The organism is Parvimonas sp. D2 (genome assembly GCF_035282635.1).
GTDB lineage: Bacteria > Bacillota > Clostridia > Tissierellales > Peptoniphilaceae > Parvimonas.
Genome location: NZ_JAYKBO010000001.1, coordinates 238904 through 258295 on the forward strand (window position 1 = coordinate 238904; position 19392 = coordinate 258295).

The 19392-nt window shown below is 28.0% G+C and carries 15 protein-coding genes and 1 tRNA gene; 3 read left to right on the top strand and 13 right to left on the bottom strand.

Annotated elements, in window-relative coordinates:
- Nucleotides 1-291 precede the first annotated feature (291 nt).
- Nucleotides 292-1722, top strand: coding sequence for an adenylosuccinate lyase (gene purB, locus VJI77_RS01150; RefSeq protein ID WP_323987931.1), 1431 nt, complete (start codon nucleotides 292-294; stop codon nucleotides 1720-1722).
- A gap of 108 nt (nucleotides 1723-1830) precedes the next feature.
- On the opposite strand, the gene VJI77_RS01155 is transcribed toward purB, so the two are convergent.
- The 11 genes from VJI77_RS01155 to upp all read right to left on the bottom strand — a co-directional run bounded on the left by VJI77_RS01155 (nucleotide 1831) and on the right by upp (nucleotide 14996).
- On the bottom strand, nucleotides 1831-3543 hold the full coding sequence (locus VJI77_RS01155) for a M3 family oligoendopeptidase (RefSeq protein WP_323987932.1): 1713 nt from the start codon (nucleotides 3541-3543) through the stop codon (nucleotides 1831-1833).
- Between the two features lie 113 nt (nucleotides 3544-3656).
- Nucleotides 3657-4988 (bottom strand): aminopeptidase C, encoded by a 1332-nt coding sequence (locus VJI77_RS01160; RefSeq protein WP_323987933.1) that lies wholly within the window; start codon nucleotides 4986-4988, stop codon nucleotides 3657-3659.
- Nucleotides 4989-5362: 374 nt separating this feature from the next.
- Nucleotides 5363-5953, bottom strand: a complete 591-nt coding sequence (gene yihA / locus VJI77_RS01165; protein ID WP_009448310.1) for a ribosome biogenesis GTP-binding protein YihA/YsxC — start codon at nucleotides 5951-5953, stop codon at nucleotides 5363-5365.
- Nucleotide 5954: 1 nt separating this feature from the next.
- Nucleotides 5955-8303, bottom strand: a complete 2349-nt coding sequence (lon, locus tag VJI77_RS01170) for an endopeptidase La (protein ID WP_323987934.1) — start codon at nucleotides 8301-8303, stop codon at nucleotides 5955-5957.
- A 13-nt stretch (nucleotides 8304-8316) separates the two neighbouring features.
- Nucleotides 8317-9540 (bottom strand): ATP-dependent Clp protease ATP-binding subunit ClpX, encoded by a 1224-nt coding sequence (gene clpX, locus VJI77_RS01175; RefSeq protein WP_323987935.1) that lies wholly within the window; start codon nucleotides 9538-9540, stop codon nucleotides 8317-8319.
- Nucleotides 9541-9550: 10 nt separating this feature from the next.
- A complete protein-coding gene (gene clpP / locus VJI77_RS01180; RefSeq protein WP_323987936.1) occupies nucleotides 9551-10129 on the bottom strand; it encodes an ATP-dependent Clp endopeptidase proteolytic subunit ClpP in 579 nt (192 codons plus the stop codon).
- A 56-nt stretch (nucleotides 10130-10185) separates the two neighbouring features.
- Nucleotides 10186-11511 carry a trigger factor gene (gene tig, locus VJI77_RS01185; RefSeq protein ID WP_269754954.1) on the bottom strand — a complete coding sequence of 442 codons (1326 nt, stop codon included), beginning with the start codon at nucleotides 11509-11511 and terminating at the stop codon, nucleotides 10186-10188.
- A 136-nt stretch (nucleotides 11512-11647) separates the two neighbouring features.
- On the bottom strand, nucleotides 11648-12406 hold the full coding sequence (locus VJI77_RS01190; protein WP_323987937.1) for a dioxygenase family protein: 759 nt from the start codon (nucleotides 12404-12406) through the stop codon (nucleotides 11648-11650).
- Nucleotides 12407-12579: 173 nt separating this feature from the next.
- The gene (locus VJI77_RS01195) at nucleotides 12580-13308 is read right to left on the bottom strand and encodes a hypothetical protein (RefSeq protein WP_323987938.1); all 729 of its coding nucleotides are present in this window, start codon (nucleotides 13306-13308) and stop codon (nucleotides 12580-12582) included.
- A gap of 96 nt (nucleotides 13309-13404) precedes the next feature.
- Nucleotides 13405-14130, bottom strand: coding sequence for a DUF6612 family protein (locus VJI77_RS01200; RefSeq protein ID WP_293438927.1), 726 nt, complete (start codon nucleotides 14128-14130; stop codon nucleotides 13405-13407).
- Between the two features lie 236 nt (nucleotides 14131-14366).
- Nucleotides 14367-14996 carry a uracil phosphoribosyltransferase gene (gene upp / locus VJI77_RS01205; RefSeq protein WP_009354226.1) on the bottom strand — a complete coding sequence of 210 codons (630 nt, stop codon included), beginning with the start codon at nucleotides 14994-14996 and terminating at the stop codon, nucleotides 14367-14369.
- Between the two features lie 196 nt (nucleotides 14997-15192).
- Here upp and VJI77_RS01210 point away from each other — a divergent pair.
- A tRNA-Leu gene (locus VJI77_RS01210) sits at nucleotides 15193-15279 on the top strand.
- 134 nt (nucleotides 15280-15413) lie between these two features.
- Here the strand turns inward: VJI77_RS01210 and VJI77_RS01215 are convergent.
- Entirely contained in the window at nucleotides 15414-17108 is a 1695-nt protein-coding gene (locus VJI77_RS01215; RefSeq protein ID WP_323988143.1) for a phospho-sugar mutase, read from the bottom strand.
- Nucleotides 17109-17266: 158 nt separating this feature from the next.
- Between VJI77_RS01215 and VJI77_RS01220 the strand changes: the two genes are divergently transcribed.
- Nucleotides 17267-18019, top strand: coding sequence for an exodeoxyribonuclease III (locus VJI77_RS01220; RefSeq protein WP_009372509.1), 753 nt, complete (start codon nucleotides 17267-17269; stop codon nucleotides 18017-18019).
- Nucleotides 18020-18183: 164 nt separating this feature from the next.
- Here VJI77_RS01220 and VJI77_RS01225 read toward each other — a convergent pair whose 3' ends face one another.
- Complete coding sequence (locus VJI77_RS01225; RefSeq protein ID WP_323987939.1) at nucleotides 18184-19374, bottom strand: MalY/PatB family protein; 1191 nt, start codon at nucleotides 19372-19374, stop codon at nucleotides 18184-18186.
- Between the last annotated feature and the right edge of the window lie 18 nt (nucleotides 19375-19392).

Genomic DNA, 19392 nt, shown 5'->3' on the forward strand with positions numbered 1-19392 from the left:
ATCCCCTATAGTTTAAGCCCATAGTCTAAAGTTTCATTTATTATAACATATTTATAAATATATTGTAAACTCAATTATTAGAAATTCAATTATTTTTTTATTTATTATTCGAAAAAACATATATATTTTTAAAAAATAAATAATGATACAAAAATTAAATTAATATATATTTTTGTTTTAAAAAAATTAATATAATATGATATAATATAGCTATAAATATTTACCCATTATTTTTTTTAGATATATGGATAAAATTAAATTATGTATTAAAAAATTAACTGAGGAGATTTTATGAACAATATTTATTCAAATCCACTAACAAAAAGATATTCAAGTAAAGAAATGAGTTATATTTTTTCTGACGATTTTAAATTTAAAACTTGGAGAAAATTATGGATAACTCTTGCCAAAGGAGAAAAAAGTTTAGGGCTAAACATAACCGATGAACAAATTAAAGAACTTGAAAACTTTAAAGATGATATTAACTTTGATATAGCTTTAGAAAGAGAAAAAATTGTTAAACATGATGTTATGAGTCATGTTTATGCTTATGGAGCACAGTGCCCGAATGCAAAAGGTATTATTCATTTAGGTGCTACAAGTTGCTATGTTGGTGACAATACTGAACTTGTAGTTATGAAAGAAGCTCTTTTAATCATAAAGAAAAAAATTATAAATGTCTTAAATTTATTAAAGAAAAATGCTCTAAAATATAAAAACATTCCAACTTTGGCTTATACGCATTTTCAAGCAGCTCAACCAACAACAGTTGGAAAAAGATTAACACTCTATATGCAAGACTTACTTATTGACCTTGAAGAATTAAATTTCATATTGGAAAACTTAAAACTTCGTGGTGCAAAAGGAACAACCGGAAGCCAAGCATCATTTATGGAGTTATTTAATAATGATGAAGAAAAAGTTAAAAAGCTTGATAATTTTATTGCTTCAGAAATGAACTTCAAAGGAGTTTATGCTGTTTCAGGTCAAACTTATACAAGAAAAATTGATAGTAAAGTTTTATTTTTATTATCAAATATAGCACAATCTGCTCATAAATTTTCAAATGATTTAAGATTATTACAACATCTTAAAGAAATTGAAGAACCTTTTGGTAAAAGTCAGATTGGATCGTCTGCTATGCCTTATAAGAGAAATCCTATGAAATCAGAAAGAATTGGAGCTTTGTCAAATTTTGTTATTTCAAATGTAATGAATCCATCTATAACTTTTGCAACACAATGGTTTGAAAGAACTTTAGATGACAGTGCAAATAAAAGACTTTCGATTTCTCAAGGATTTTTAGCAGTAGATGGAATATTGAATCTCTATGCAAATGTAGTTGATGGAATGGTAGTTTATGAAAAAGTAATCGAAAAACATTTAATGGCTGAATTACCTTTTATGGCAAGTGAAAACATAATGATGAATCAAGTAAAAAAAGGTGGAGATAGACAGGAACTTCATGAAAGAATCAGAGAACTTTCACAAATTGCAGGTAAAAATGTGAAAGAAAAAGGGCTTGAAAATAATCTATTGGAATTAATTGAAAAAGATGATTTCTTTGATATAAGTAAAAACGAACTCAAAGAAGTACTTAATCCTATGAAATATGTTGGAAGATGTCCTTCACAAGTTGATGAATTTATAGAAAATGAAGTTAATCCTATTTTAGAAGAAAACAAAAATCTGATTGAAAATATACAAGAAATTGAAATATAAAAAACGCTCCAAACGGAGCGTTTCTTTTATTGCGAATCAACAAGGTTCCCGCGAACCCACCCGATGTGAAGCATCGTGAAAGGGTGAGGTTCTTATTTACTTTATTTCTTAAAATTTACTTGCATCAACAGAATTTAAATATTCTTCTAATGGTTTAACAGCCTTTTTAATAGTTCCTTCTTTAAATGGATTTTCTAAGTTTGCAACTTCAAGAAGTTTTAAGAAAGGCTTAGTTCCACCTGTTTTACAAAGTCTTACATAGTCATCAAAGGCTGATTTGTGATCTTTTTGATCTTTATTCCAAAATTGGAAAGCGCACACTTGAGCCAATGTATAATCTATATAATAGAAAGGCATTTGAAAAATATGCCTTTGTCTAAACCAAAATCCACCATTTTCTAGAACTTTTATTCCATCATAGTCTCTATGTGGCAAATATTTCTTTTCTAATTCTCTAAATTTTTCACGTCTTTGTTTTGGAGTTAGCTCTGGATTTTCATACACAACATGTTGAAACTCATCAACTAAAGCTCCATAAGGTAAAAATGTTAATCGATGAGCCAAGTGATTATATCTAAATTTATCCGCTTCTTCTTCAAAGAATAAATCCATCCATGGCCAAGTGAAAAATTCCATACTCATTGAATGAATTTCCGCTGATTCCATTCCAGGCCAAGTGTATTCTGGAATATAATCTCTTGAAGAGAAAACTTGAAAAGCATGCCCTGCTTCGTGAGTTAGAACCTCAACATCATGAGTTGTACCATTGAAATTAGCGAAAATAAATGGACTCCTCCAATTTCTTAAATAAGTACAATATCCTCCACCAGCTTTTGTTGTTTTTGCATCTAAATCAAATAAATTTTTAGTTTTCATAAAATTAAAGAATTCTTTGGTTTCAGGTGATAACTCACTATACATTTTTTCTGCTCTTTCAACCATCCAATCTTTTTTACCGTGAGGAGCTGGATTTCCTGACTTAAAGAACATTGGTTCATCATAAAAAGTTAGTTTATCTAATCCTATTCTCTTTCTTTGTTCTTCTCTAATCTTATTACAAATAGGAACAATAGTTTCTACAATTTGTTTTCTATAACCCTCAACATCTTTTGCATTATAATCAACTCTACCCATTTTTTTGTAGCCAAGCTCAATAAAGTTCTTATAACCTAATTTTTTAGCCATTCTATCTCTTATCTTAACTACTTTATCATAGATTTCATCTAGTTTTTCTGTTTGTTCTTCATAAATTTCAGAAACAAGATTTGTAGCTTTTCTTCTAGTAATTGCATCAGAATCTTGAGTATATTTAGCAAGTTGAGTAAGATTTAATTGTTCTCCATTCCACTCTTTTGAACAAGAAGACAAAAGTTTTTGATATTCCATAACAACTTTTGCTTCCTCAACTAAATCTTCCATAATTGAAGGATTAAAAGTCAATAAATAATTTTCATATTTTTGGAATAAATAAACTCCGAACTTTTCTTCAAGTTCTTTTCTAAATTTACTGTTTACAAATTCTCTAATATATTCAACCTCAACTTCTTGAACTTTTGGAGCATTTTCTTGAATGAATTGCATTTCTTTGTCAAAAAATTCATCTTTAGTATCAATTGAATTTTTGACATGTGCTAAAGCAACCATGCTATCAGCATCTGAACTTACTTTAATAAGTTCATTATAAGTTTCAATTGCCTCTTCACTTGACATAGCATTTGCAAGTCTTTCAGTTAAAGCTCTAATATCAGCTCTAAGTTTTTCAAAGTCAGGACGAACATATTTATAATCCTCAAACTTTAAATCTAAATTTTCTTTAGTCATAACTACCTCCTATTGTAAATCTTAAAACTATTTTATCACAATTTAACAATAAAAAACAGTCTTATAAAACATTTCAAGAAAAAAGGAATTACCGCAGTAATTCCTTTTAAAAATTATCTTTTTAACATCATTGCATATGGTTCCCAAGGCTCAATCTTTATAGATTCTTCTTCTAAACCTTTTAACCATTTTTCATCAACAAATTTTTTATCTACTATTGCTGAAATATTTTCATTTGTAAACCAAGAGTCGCTCATTGAGAATATTCCCTTTTCTCCAACTTCATCTCCCCAAGAGTTTTCAACTTGCCATTTAATTGGATTTCCATTTTCATCCAAATCAACCCCTACAAATGTCATAGCATGAGTTAAATCTGTATATCTATAGTCAATTCTGTCGGCTTTAGAAAATTCTCCAAGTTCTGTTAAAGTTTCATCATAATTAAATAAATCTTTATCCATTATACCTAATTTTCTATCACAGTTCTTCATAACATCACAAGCAAACCACACAGCTTCTCCAGCTTTTATAGATGCGATTATAGCTTTTTTTATTTCTTCTTGAGGAACATTTAAAGAAGCAACAGGATTTCCTTCTCTAACAGATTTAAAATATTTTAATTCTATTCTTTTACCAAATGGATACTTGCCTCTTGGATCTTCAATTAAATCAACCTTATTTTCAAAGTAACTTCCAACATATTCTTCATAGAATTTTTTTGGAGTTAAATTTGTAATCTTATGGAATTTATCGTCTTTATCTGTATATTCAAAATCAAAAGTTTCTGGTAATTTTCCTAGAACTTTTGTACAAATATTATAAACTTCATAAAGAGTTTCTTCTTTTAATTTCTTTAATTCTTGAACTGAAGCTCCATTTGAATGCGCTTTTCTCATATTCATTGCAGTTCTCTTCAATCTTACATTGATTTGTTCAACAAAAGCACCAGAATCGGATGAACTGAAAGTTTCTGGCATAACTGATTTAGGAACAATACCATGTTTTGAAATCAAGTCATCAAAGCATTCAAAAAAGTTTCCATCATCAGCTCCTAAATCTAACAAACTATCCATAAGTCTTGAGCCCAATGGTTCATCTATATGTTCAATCATAAGTTCTAAGAAATTATTTGATTTTTCCATTTTATCCATAAAGAAAAGATAAACTTGTGAAAACTCAAAAGTTTTTAAATTAAGTTTTTCCATAACTTTTAGTCTTAAAACATTGAGTCCTGAAAACATCCAACAACGTCCAGATTTCTTTTGATTTGTAATTTCAGCTTTTTTTATACTATCAGAAAACTTAAAATTATGAAATCTTAAAGCATCATTATTAATTGAACTATCTTGAATACCATTTTTAGCAATTGCATTTGAAATTACTCTACTTGATAAATCGCTTTCAAAACGTTCTTTAAATTTTTTCATCATTTCATTTGTTACCATAAACTATTCCTCCATTTTTTTATTTTTAACATACTCATAATATCACAACAAAAAAATTATTTCAATAGACTTTTAAATATAATTGATATTTTTTATCAATTTATTTTTTCTAAGTTAGTTTTTAGTCAAAAAACATCTAAACATTTAAAAAATTTAAGTATTTTATTAAATCTTATTACTTTAGGAGTATGTTCTATTTGATATAATAAGAGTTAAATTTAAACACAGAGGAATGGTAGGACAATCCCTAGAATAGAAATAGGTCCTTTTTGTTATAACTTTAATTTTAATTTCAATTTTAATTTCAATTTTAATTTTTATTGTATTATTATGTATTCCTGTTGACGAAAATATAAACAACTAAAAAGCTGTGATTACTCACAGCTTAATATTTCTTCTATTTTATTATGGACTGCCTCTAAATTCGCTTTTGAATCTGAACTAAATGGAATAACTAAATTCATATCCTTTATTCCTAAAGTTTCTCTAACAACTTTTAAATGTTTATTCCATTGTCCTTTAGAAATTTTATCAGCTTTAGTTGCTATAACATAACCACTAAATCCATATTCTAAAAGCCAGTTATACATCATAACATCTTCCTTACTAGGAGCATGTCTAATATCTACGATAAGAATAACTTCACATAAATTTTCTCTGTTTGAAAGATAGGTTTCAATAATTACTCCCCATTTTTCTTTTTCACTTTTAGAAACTTGTGCATATCCATATCCTGGCAAATCCACTAATCTAAATGAATTATTTATTTTATAAAAATTTACTGTTCTTGTTTTTCCAGGTTTGGAACTAGTTCTCGCTAAATTTTTCCTGTTTATGAAAGCATTTATAAAACTTGATTTTCCAACATTACTCCTGCCGGCAAATGCAACTTCTTTTAAATTAGAATCAGGATACTGTGAAATAATCGCAGCTATTTGTTCTAATTCACTTGAGATTATTTTCACATTACACCTCTTTTTCTAAAACTAAATCTAATACTTCACAAACATCGGAAACTGTATAAATTTTTAATGTTTCTCTAATTTCTTCAGGAATTTCATCAATATCAACTTCATTTTCTTTTGGAATAATTATATTTTTTATTCCATACCTATTTGCTGCAAGGATTTTTTCTTTAAGTCCTCCTATTGCTAAAACTCTTCCTCTTAAAGTTACTTCCCCTGTCATTGCAAATTGTCTATTGACTTTCCTATTTGTAAGAGCACTGACAATTGCTGTTGTCATTGTTATACCAGCAGATGGACCGTCTTTTGGTACTGCTCCTTCAGGAACGTGAATGTGTATATCTTTTTCCTTATAAAAATCTTCTTTAATATTAAATTTATCAGCTTTGCTTCTAACAAATGAAATTGCAGTCATTGCAGATTCCTTCATAACATCACCAAGTTGTCCAGTAAGTTGAATTTTTCCTGTTCCGTTGACAATATCAGTTTCTATTGTTAAAAGTTCTCCTCCTACTTCTGTCCAAGCCAATCCGTTTACAAGTCCAATCTTATCTTCTTTTTCCAAAATATCATCATGGAATTTTTTCTTTCCTAAGAAATCTACAAGATTTTTCGAATTAACTGTAACTTTTTTGCTTTCTTTTGAAACCAAAATTACAGCAGCTTTTCTAATTATTTTTTCAATCATTCTTTCTAAATTTCTTACACCAGACTCTCTTGTGTAATAACGAATGATATCTCTTACTGCTTCAGCTTTTATATCAAGCATTTTCTTAGTAATTGAAAAAGTTTTAAATGTCTTTGGAATCAAATGATTAATAGCAATTTTTTCTTTTTCATCATAAGTATAGCTTGAGACCGGAATAATTTCCATTCTATCAAGTAATGGAGATGGAATTGTAGCAGTTGTATTAGCAGTAGTTATAAACATAACTTTTGAAAGATCAAAAGGAATATTTATATAATTATCTGTAAACTTATTATTTTGTTCAGGATCTAAAACTTCTAACAAAGCACTAGAAGGATCTCCTCTAAAATCATTTGAAACCTTATCAATCTCATCAAGTAGCATTACTGGATTATTAACTTTACATTGTTCTAATAAAGTTAAAATTTTACCTGGCATTGCTCCAACATAAGTTCTTCTATGACCTCTTATTTCACTTTCATCATGAAGTCCACCCAATCTCATAGAAACAAATTCTCTATTCAAAGATTTCGCTATAGATTTTGCGATAGAAGTCTTACCCACTCCTGGTGGACCAACTAAACAAATTATTGAGCCTTTTTGATTATTTGAAATTTTTCTTAAAGCTATTGATTCTATAATTCTATCCTTAACATCTTTAAGTCCAAAATGGTCTTTATCTAAAATTTTTCTAGTGTAAGCAACATCTAATTTTTCTTTTTTTGACTTTTTCCAAGGCAATGCAACTATTTTATCAAGATAACTTCTAATCACATTTCCCTCAGGTGAGCCTGATGGTATTTCAGAAAGTTTTCTAATTTCCTTAAATAACATTTCTTCAATATTTTCATCAAATCCAAAACTCATTATGGTATTGGCATATTCATCCAATTCAGAGCTTAAATCTTCTCCATCTCCAAGTTCTTCTTTTATTATATTAAGTTGTTCTCGAAGATAATATTCTCTTTGATTTTTATTTAGTCTTGAAGAAACCTTTCTAGAAATACTTTCTTCTAAGAATGATAATTCTATAGAATTTTGTAAAATTTCATAAAGTTTTTCAAGTCTTTCTCTCATATCAAATATTTTAAAGTTTTCATAATGTTCATCATCAGATAATCTAATTATATAACTTGCTACATTATTTGTAAATTTATCCATATTTGAAGAATTTTGAACACTTATTTCAGTATCAACATCTAGATGCCTTTTCTTAGCTGTATATTCTTCAAATGCAACTTCAACCATATTTCGTAAAGTTGCCAATTCAGAGTCTACTTCTTCTCCAACTTCATCATAATAGAATTCTTCAACATCGGCTGTTAAAAACTTTCCATCATCATAAATTTTCTTTGCTCTACATCTACAAATACCTTCAGCTAAAACTCTAGTTATTCCATTATTCATCTTTAAAATTTGTTTAACGATAACAACAGTTCCCATTTCATATAAATCTTCAGCCTTAGGATCTTCTGTCCTAATATCTTTTTGAGTAAAAGCAACTAAAATTGAATCCTTTTTTAATGCAGACTCTATTGCATCTATAGACTTTTTTCTTCCTGCGTCAAAATGAACAACAGAATAAGGATAAATCCAAAGTCCTCTAAGTGCTATTACAGGTCTATTTAATTTTTCTTCAATATTAAAATTTATATTGCTCATAAATATTTTTCCTCTATTTTTTATTTTCATTATATATTAAAACGGGATTTGCCTTTCCTAAAACTACATCTTTAGTGACAACACATTTTTCAACATTTTTCTCAGATGGCAATGTGAACATTGTATCTAAAAGAGCACTTTCTATAACAGCACGCAAACCTCTTGCACCTGTTTTTCTTTCAAGAGCTATCTTTGCAATTTCTTTTATTGCATCTTTTTCAAACTCAAGCTCTATATTATCCATAGATAAAAGTTCTTTATATTGTTTAATTAATGCATTCTTTGGTTCTTCTAAAATTCTAATTAGAGAATTTTCATTTAAACTTTCTAAAGTTACAATCATAGGTATTCTACCAACAAATTCAGGTATCAAACCATACTTAAGTAAATCTTCAGGTCTTAAATTCTTAATAATTTCAGAAAAATCATCAAGTTTATCCGTTTTAACATCTGCGCCAAACCCCATTGATTTTTTCTCTAGTCTGGCTTTTAAAATTGACTCTATACCTTGAAAAGCTCCACCTACAATAAATAAAATATTTGTAGTATCAACTTGTATATACTGTTGATCAGGATGTTTTCTTCCTCCTTTTGGAGGAACATTTGCAACAGTTCCTTCTATAATTTTTAAAAGTGATTGTTGAACACCCTCTCCACTAACATCCCTAGTTATTGACGGATTTTCACTTTTCCTCGTAATTTTATCAATTTCATCTATATATATTATTCCTTTTTCTGCTCTTTCTATGTCATAGTCTGCTGCTTGAACTAATTTCAAAATTATATTCTCAACATCCTCTCCAACATATCCTGCTTCAGTTAAAGTAGTTGCATCTGCAATTGCGAAAGGAACATCTAAAACTTTAGCAAGTGTTTGAGCTAAAAGTGTCTTTCCACTTCCCGTAGGTCCTACAAGAAGAATATTAGACTTTTGAATTTCAACTTCACTTTCAACATCTCTATTAATTCTTTTATAGTGATTATAAACAGCAACACTTAGAGCTTTTTTTGCATTGTCTTGTTGAATAATATACTCATCTAAAATATTCTTAATTTCTACTGGAGTTGGTAATTTTTCTAAGCTTTCTTTTTTCTTAGTTCTTTCTTGGTATTCAATCATAGAATGACAAATTTCAATACATTCATTGCAGATATTTGCATTAATTCCACTAACTATTTGATCTACTTCTTCTACCTCTTTCCCACAAAAAGAACATCTTGTTATCTTTTTTTCCAAAATTAACTCCTTAATTTTCTATTACTTCATCGATTATTCCATATTCTTTTGCTTCATAAGCACTCATATAGAAATCTCTATCTGTGTCTTTTTCAATTTTTTTAAGTGATTGACCTGTTCTCTTTGCTAAAATTTGATTAAGAGTTTCCCTAACTTGCAAAATCTTTTGTGCTTGAATTTTAATGTCTTCAGCTTGACCTTGAGCTCCTCCTAAAGGTTGGTGAATCATAATATCTGCATTAGGCAAAGCAAATCTCTTTCCTTTTGCACCTGATGTCAATAAAAATGCCCCCATACTTGCAGCACGTCCAATACAAATAGTACTTACATCAGGTTTTATATATTGAATTGTATCATAAATTGCAAGTCCAGCGCTAACTGAACCGCCTGGACTATTTATATAAATTTGAATATCTTTTTTAGGATCTTCTGATTCTAAAAATAGAAGTTGAGCAACAATCAAATCTGCCATTTGATCATTCACTTCTCCACTTAAAAATATAATTCTTTCCTTTAAAAGTCTTGAATAAATATCATAAGACCTTTCTCCTCTATTAGTTTGTTCAACTACCATAGGTATAAGTGCCATAATTACCTCCTAATAAAAAATATAGCTTAGCAAAATGCAAGCTATATTTTAACTAATTATTCCTCAACAGTTTCTTTTTTAGGTTCTTGGAATTTAACAAGACTTACCAAATGATCAACCGCTTTTCTTCTAATTAAACTTGCAGTAATGCCTTCCAGACCTTCTCCTGATTTCAATTCCTTCTTAAATTCTTCAAAATCTTTAACTTTCATATTCTTTCCGAATTCATCGATTTCTTTATCAATTTCTTCTTCAGATACTTCAATATTTTCTAATTTTGCAAAAGCATCGATAACAAGTTCAGCATTAGCTCTCTTAGTAGCTTCTGGTCTTAATTGTTCTCTAACAGCTTCTTCAGTAGTATTTAACATTTTGAAATAATTATCCAAGTCCATATTGTATTGTCTAATTCTACCAGCAAAATCTCTAAAAGCTTTATCAACTTCTTCAGCAACCATTGATTCTGGAGCTTCTACATTTGAACTTTCAATAAGAGCATCAATTGCATTATTTTGTTTTTGAACCAAAGCATTTCTTTCCGCAGATTCAACAAGATTCTTTTTAATATCTGCTCTATATTCTTCCAGTGTATCAAACTCAGAAACATCTTGCGCGAATTCATCATCTAATTCAGGAAGTTGTTTTTCTTTAATAGAATTTATTTTTACTTTGAAAAGAGCTTCTTTTCCTTTTAACTCTTCTGAATGATATTCTTCAGGGAAAATAACATTAACATCAACATTATCTCCTATATTTTTCCCAATTAATTGTTCTTCAAAACCTGGAATAAAAGTATGTGAGCCAACAACTAAATCATAATTTTCAGATTTACCTCCATCAAATGGAACTCCTTCAACACTACCTTCAAAGTCAATATTAACAGTATCCATATCTTTTACAGGTCTATCTTCAATTGAAACTATTCTTGCATTGTTTTCACGTTCTTTATTTACCCTTTCATCAACCATTTCATCAGTTACTTCAAACTTAACATCATCAGCAACTAAATTTTTATAGTCTCCTAACTCAGGAACTGGTTTTAATTCTTGTTCAAATTTTATTACTATAGCTTTATTTTTATCAAATTCTTCAATATCAATTTTTGGCATCCCACAGATGTCTTTACCAATTTCTAATTCTTTAACAGCTTCTTCAAATAAATCAGGTAATAATTCATTTACAGCATCTTCAAAGAAAATACCTTCTCCATAATTTAATTCAATGATTTTTCTTGGAGCTTTACCTTTTCTGAAACCTGGAATGTTAAATCTTGATTTCATTTTGTTATAAACTTTATTAATTGAAGCTTGGAATGCTTCTGGACTAATTTCTGATGTAAAAACTATTTTCTTGTCATCTCTTGATACTAATTTAGTATTCATTTAATTTCCTCCTAACAACTCTATAAAAATTATATTATTTTCTATTTACATACCTAAGAATTATAACACAAAAAAACATATAATTCAATACATATTAACAAATTTAAGATACATTTTTAATAGTATATTACACAATTTAACCTTCAAAAATATAACTTGTCATAGAAACAGATCCCAAATCACAGCCTTCATTAAATATTTCAACTTTTTTATAGTCATATGCACATCCCAAAGCTATTAGTAAAGGATAAAAATGTTCAGGTGTTGGTACTGAATGATGGTAATCAAAAATACTATTATTATAATTTATTACTGATTCAATATTCCTATTTATGATACTATCCTTAATATAATTATCAAATTTATTAGCCCAATTAAATCCACCTTTTTTATCAAAATCAATTAATTGTAAATTATGAACTATATTGCCACTAGCAATAACTAAAATATCCTCATTTAATAATCTTTTTAACTTTTTTCCAAACTCATACTGCTCTTTAGGACTTTTATTTTTATCAACACTTAACATAACTACAGGAATTTCAGCATTGGGATAAGTTTTACATAAAATACTCCATATTCCATGATCTATCCCCCATGAATTATCCTCTTTAATTGCAAGTTCGAATATTAGTTTTTTTGCAAACTCCACATTATTTTTTGGCTCATATTTAATTTCGTAAAGCTCCTTAGGAAACCCATACATATCATAGATTTGTTCATTATATTCTAATGTTCTAACAAATTGTCCGTTAGTATACCAATGAGCTGAAATTGCAAGAATCATTTTTGGAGTTTTTAATTTTTTTCTTAACGATACCCAATTATCACTAAAAACATTTTTACTAATAGCATTCATTGGAGAACCATGTCCAACAAAAATCACATTATACACCTAAATCACCTCGATTAATTATACCCTATTTAGTTTTTAAAACTAACTATTATATTCATCAAAGCACCTAATTTATGATTTTTTCTATTGTATAAAAATGATATTAAATTTTGCTTATTAAATATTTTATTTACAATAAAAAAGTTGCACTATATAGAGCAACTTGTTTAGTTCTATTTATCTAAATTTAAATCATTCCATTTTGAAAAACTAGTAGTATTAGAGAATTTTGTCACTTCATTATTCCCAATATATTCCAAAGTCCAAAAAACATTCTTTAAATAAAATGTATCTTTGTCAAAAACTGCTTCAAATGTTATAGTAACATCATTTTCAGAAAGTTTTTTCAAATCCAACTTATATTCAGCTTTCAATATGTTAATAATTTTTGATTTATTCTTATCATCATTATTTATTTTTAAATGATACTCATCATTAACTTCTTCAAATTTTATATCATTTTCAGTAAAGGAATAAATACCATCTAATAATCTAAAATAATCTGGAAATACATTATAATTGCTATTATTAGTTTCAGATTTTTTATCTACTCCATTTACCTTTTTAGTCATAATTGCTGTTCTGTTTTCATCACCAACAAACTCTGCATCATAATTATTTTGTTCAATATTTGAGGTACCTGAGTACCTAACAATCACTTTTCCTTTGGTAATTTTCTTAGAATCCTTATCATTAATCAATTCTCCTTTTAGAATTTGTTTTGTTGTTTTTCCATTTTGTTCAGTTATAATTTCATTAAGTAATAAAAAAGATTCAATATTATTGTTAGCATTTTTAGATTTTTCAAACAATTCGTTAACACCAACCTTATTAGAACAACCTGAAAAAGTTATAATTACTAACAACACTCCTAATATAAATATTTTTTTATTTTTAAACATTATTAATCCTCCAAAAAATAAATCTACGTATATTATATCATATTTTTAAATATATAAAAAATGTTACTTTGCTATAGTAACATTTTTGTATTAAATCTATTTATTTTCTAATTTTACATTGTTCCATTCAGAATATTTTAAAGATTCTTCTATTTTAAAAGCTCCTTTATCTCCACCATATTCTAAAGTCCAAACTACACTTTTTAGATAAAAAGTTTTCTTATCAAAAACCACTTCAAATTTCACATCAACCTCAAAATCATTAACAGATAATTTCAATCCATACTGTGATTTTAAAACATCTATAATCTTTAAATTTTTATTTTCGGTTTTTAATTTTAAATGATATTCATCATTTTCTTCTTCTAGTGTCAAATCTTTTTCTTTAAGAGTATAAATTGCATCCAACAATTTATAATAGTCAGGACTAACAATGTAATTAGTATTTTCTTTTTTTGTTTCTTTAGTTTGTCCGTTTTCTTTGAAAGTAGTTATTGTTGTCTTTTTTGCATCTCCAACAAATACTACATCATTATCTACTTCTCCTTCTTCTCTTTTTCCTGTATATTTTATACTTCCTTTTCCTTTAATAATTTTTCTAGTATTAGCATTATATTGTAATTCAGCATGAATAAGTTGAGTTTTAATGTTGCCTTTAGTCTCATTTTTACTTTCACTATCCATTATATATGACTGAAGTTTATCATTTGCCTCTTTTGATTTCTCAAAAAGATCTCTTACTTGCATCTTGTTAGAACAACCTGTAAAAACAAATACAGACAATAATAGGGTTATAATAAAAAATCTTTTCGTTTTAAACATTTCCTATCACCTCGACTTTATATTTTTCTTAATTATATCATATATATATTATTTTAAAAAGTTTATTAAATAAAATTTCAAATCAGTAATTTAAATATTTATAGTTAATATTCTAATAAAGAAAAATATTTATAATAAATTAATATATAAAAAAGGAATGTAATATATCAATTGTAAATCACATTCCCTTAAAATTGTTTATTTGTCAATAATAAGCTAATTTTTTAAATTTAAAACTATTTTGTTCCAAATAGTCTATCTCCTGCATCTCCAAGTCCTGGAATAATATAGCTATGTTCATTTAGTCTCTCATCTAACGCAGCTACAAAAATATCTACATCAGGATGATTTCTTTGAACGGCTTCAACTCCTTCAGGAGCAGCTATTATACAAACCAATTTAATATTTTTACAACCCTTTTGTTTTAAAAGTTTTATAGCATCAGATGCAGAACCCCCAGTAGCAAGCATTGGATCTAGAACTAAAAAGTCTCTTTCTTCAGCATCTACCGGTAATTTACAATAATATTCAACTGGTTGTAAAGTTTCAGGATCACGATATAAACCAATATGACCAACTTTTGCAGCAGGAAGAATATTTAACATTCCTTCAACCATTCCAAGGCCAGCCCTTAAAATAGGAACTACCCCTAACTTTTTACCAGACAATCTTTTTACCTTAGTCTTTTGTAAAGGTGTTTCAATTTCTACTTCATCTGTTTTTAAATCTCTTGTAACCTCATAAGCCATAAGCATTGAAATTTCATTTACTAAAGCTCTAAAATCTTTTCCACCAGTCTTTTTATCTCTTAAATATCCTAACTTATGAGAAATAACTGGATGATCGAATACTGTTAATTTTGACATATTATTACCTCCTATAATTATGCAAAAATTTTTCATTTTATTAAATTAATTTTTAATATTATACAAAATTTTTTTAGATTAGTAAAGTCTACTAATTATATTAATAAATTATTTATACTGTTTTACTACAAAAAAATATTATAAAATTATTGAATTCTTTCCTTTTTTATGTTATACTATTCGAGTAATTGAATTTGCCGGCGTGTCGGAACTGGCAGACGAGACAGACTCAAAATCTGTTATCCGCAAGGGTGTGTGGGTTCGAGTCCCACTGCCGGCACCATTTTAAAACTAACGTTTAGTTAGTTTTTTTTATTGTGAAACAACAAGGTTCCCGGGAACCCACCCGATGCGAAGCATCGTGGAAGGGTGGGGTTCTTATTGCAAAAAAGGTATGAATCAACATACCTTTTTCCTTTATTTTACATTATTCATTTTTTCTCTACACACTTTTTCAATTAAATCTAATTTATTTATACTTTCTTGTTCTGTTTTTCCTATTGTATAAATATATAATTTAATCTTAGGTTCTGTTCCAGATGGTCTTAAGGCATACCAAGATCCATCATTTAAATAATACTTTAGACAATTTTGTTTTGGAAAATCTAAATATCCATCTTTAAAATCAATGACTTCTTTTAAAGAAATATCTCCCATTTCTTTAATAGGATTTTCTCTAAAGTCTTCCATCATTCTTCCAATTCTTTGTTGTCCTTCAATTCCTTCAAGTTCAAGAGAAATTTGTCTCTCATTATAATATCCGAATTCTTCATATATATCATTTAAAACATCTAATAAACTCTTTCCTTGTTTTTTATAGTATGCAGCCATTTCAACTACCATCATTGAAGCTCCAACAGCATCTTTATCTCTTACGAATGTTCCGTAGCAAAAGCCTATGCTTTCTTCATATCCAAAAACATAATTTTTTTCTTTAGTTATATCATATTCATTTGTCTTCCCACAAATATTTTTAAAACCTGTTAATGTTTCTACAGTTTCTATTCCATATTTTTTAGCTATTGCTCTTGATAAATCTCCTGTTACAATAGATTTTACTAAAACAGGATTTTCAGGTAAATTATTAAGTGCATGTCTTTGTGAGAAAATGTAATATGACAATAATGCTCCTATTCTGTTACCATTTAAAAAAACATATTCTCCATTTTTATCTCTAACTTCAAGAGCAACTCTATCACAATCAGGATCAGTTGCAATTAAAATATCAGCTCCAACTTCTTTACCTAATTTTTCAGAATAAAGAAAAGCTTTAGGAACTTCCGGATTAGGATATCCAACAGTTGTAAATTCAGGATCAGGCAATTCTTGTTCTTTTACAACAAAAATATTTTTAAAACCTCTTCTTTTTAAAACTTCTCTAACCGGTAAATTACCAACGCCGTTTAAAGGAGTATAAACTACTTTAATGCCTTTATCTATATTTTCATCATTAATAGTTAAATTTAAAACTTCTTTTTTATAATCTTCCTCTACTGAATCATCAATATATTTAGCAATTCCGCTCTTTAGAGCATCCTCAAAAGGAATTTGTTTAACATCTTCAAACTTTTCAATTTTATCCATATGAGATGAAATTTGGTTGGCAATATCATCAAGAATTTGAGAGCCTTCTTTCCAATATGCTTTATATCCATTATATGCTTGTGGGTTGTGACTAGCAGTAACCATTACACCAGCTATACAGTTTAATTTTCTAATCGCATAAGAACACATTGGTGTAGGTCTAATTCCCTTATAAATATATGATTTAATTCCATTTCCTGCCATTATTGAACAAGTAAGTTCTGCAAATTCTTTTGACCCATATCTTACATCATAACTAATTGCAACACCTCTTTCAATGGCTTCTTGACCATAATCAATTATTGTATTTGCAAGTGCCTGTGCAGCCTTTGATACCATATATTTGTTCATTCTATTTGTTCCAGCACCAAGTTTTCCACGAAGACCTGCAGTACCAAATTCTAAAACTTTATAAAATCTATCTTTAATTTCTTCATCATTATCTTTTATTGAAAGTAAATCTTTTCTAGTTTTATCATCAAAAAACTCATTATTTAACCATTCTTCATAAACTTTTTTATAATCTATCATAAAGTCCTCCTTAAATTATTTTCTATTATATTTTACATCAAAAGGTATTTTATTTCAACAGTTCAAACTAAAGCAAAATTTTAAATAGGTGTTTGTAAATAAAAAATTATGGTATAATTAACTAGTATGATTAAAAAATAATATGAGGTGATTAAATGAGATTTGTTTCTTGGAATGTAAATGGACTTAGAGCTTGCATAAAAAAAGGATTTTTAGATTATTTTAATGAAATTAATGCTGACTTTTTCTGCTTACAAGAAATTAAAATGAGTGAAGGTCAACTTGATCTTGAACTTGAAGGATATGAAACTTATTACAATTATGCACAAAGAAAGGGATATAGTGGAACGGCTATTTTTACAAAATATACACCTTTAAGTGTAAAATATGGAATGGGAATTGAAGAACATGATAATGAAGGAAGACTTATAACTTTAGAGTATGAAGATTTCTTTTTAGTAACATGTTATACACCCAACTCCAAACAAGAACTTTTAAGACTTGACTACAGAATGGTATGGGAAGATGCTTTTAGAAATTATTTACTTGAATTAAATAAAACTAAATCCGTAATAGTTTGTGGAGATTTAAATGTCGCTCATAAAGAAATCGACCTAAAAAATCCAAAAACCAATAGAAAAAATGCAGGATTTACTGATCAAGAAAGAGAAAAGATGTCTATACTTTTAGATAGTGGGTTTACAGATACTTTCAGATATTTCTACCCTGATAAAGAAAATGAATACAGTTGGTGGAGTTATTTTGGAAAATCAAGAGAAAGAAATACAGGCTGGAGAATTGACTATTTCTTAACTTCAAAAGATATGGATGACAGACTTGTAGATGCACAAATACATCAAAGAATTTTAGGTAGTGATCACTGCCCTGTTTACTTAGAAATTAAATAAAATATTTTATTCTTCAAAAAATGTACCTTAAATATGTAGGTACATTTTTTATTGTAAAACAACAAGGTTCCCGGGAACCCACCCGATGCAAAGCATCTTGGAAGGGTGGGGTTCTTATATAAAAAAGAGACTATAAAATTTATAGTCTCTAGATATTTTGAGGTTTATAAACTATCTACAACTTTTTTAAGTCTATTTAATCCATCAATTAACATTTCTCTGTTACAAGCTATATTCATTCTAAAGAAAAGTCTTGCATTTTCCCCATAATTTATTCCTGAATTAAGCAATAATTTTCCTTCATTTATCAACTTTTGGTGTAACTCATCATGGTCAATATCAAAAGCTCTAAGATTTAACCATAACAAGAAACTTGCTTCTGGTCTTTTTACCTTTACCTTTGGAATTTCTCTATTTATGAATTCTATTGCAAAGTCAATGTTATCTTCAATATAACTCATACATTCTTCAAACCATTCTTTACCATAAGTATAAGCAGCAACAAAACCAACTGCTGCAAAACTTGCCATATGGAAAATTCCATATCCTACAAGTCCATTAATAAATCTATTTCTCAATTCTTCATTAGGAATTACAGCAACAGATTGAGCAAGACCTGCAATATTAAAAGTTTTACTTGGAGCAGTTAAAGTAACAGTGTTATATAAAAAGTCTTCATTAAGAGAAGCAATTGGAATATGTTTATAATCCTTAAGTATTAAATCTCCATGAATCTCATCAGAAATCATTAATACATTATGTTTCCTACAAATTCTTCCATATGTTTCTAATTCTTCTTTTGTCCATACTCTTCCAACAGGATTATGAGGACTACATAATACACTTAGTTTAACGTTATTATCAACGATTTTCTTTTCAAAATCTTCAAAATCCATAACATATTTGTCTTCTAACTCAATTAATGGACTTTCAACAACAACTCTATTGTTTAAAGTTACTGCATTAAAGAAAGGTGGATAAACTGGTGTATTTATAATTACAGCATCTCCCTCTTTAGTATTGTGCAAAATAGTATTTGCTATTCCAGGTACTACTCCCGGAACAGGAACAATCCATTCTTTCTTAATATTCCAATTGTTTTTTTCCTTTTGCCATTTTATAAATGATGAAAAAAACTTTTCACAAGGGCAGTCATATCCTATTACTCCATTTGATATTGGCTCTTTTAATGCTTCTAATATCTCATCACAACATTTAAATTCCATATCAGCTATAGACATTGATAAAATTGAATGATCATTATTAGGTGCCCCCGCAGCAACCATATTATTCCATTTTTCAGCATGTGAATTTTTTCTGTCTACATATTCATTAAAATCATAACATCTTCCCATAATAACATCTCCTATATT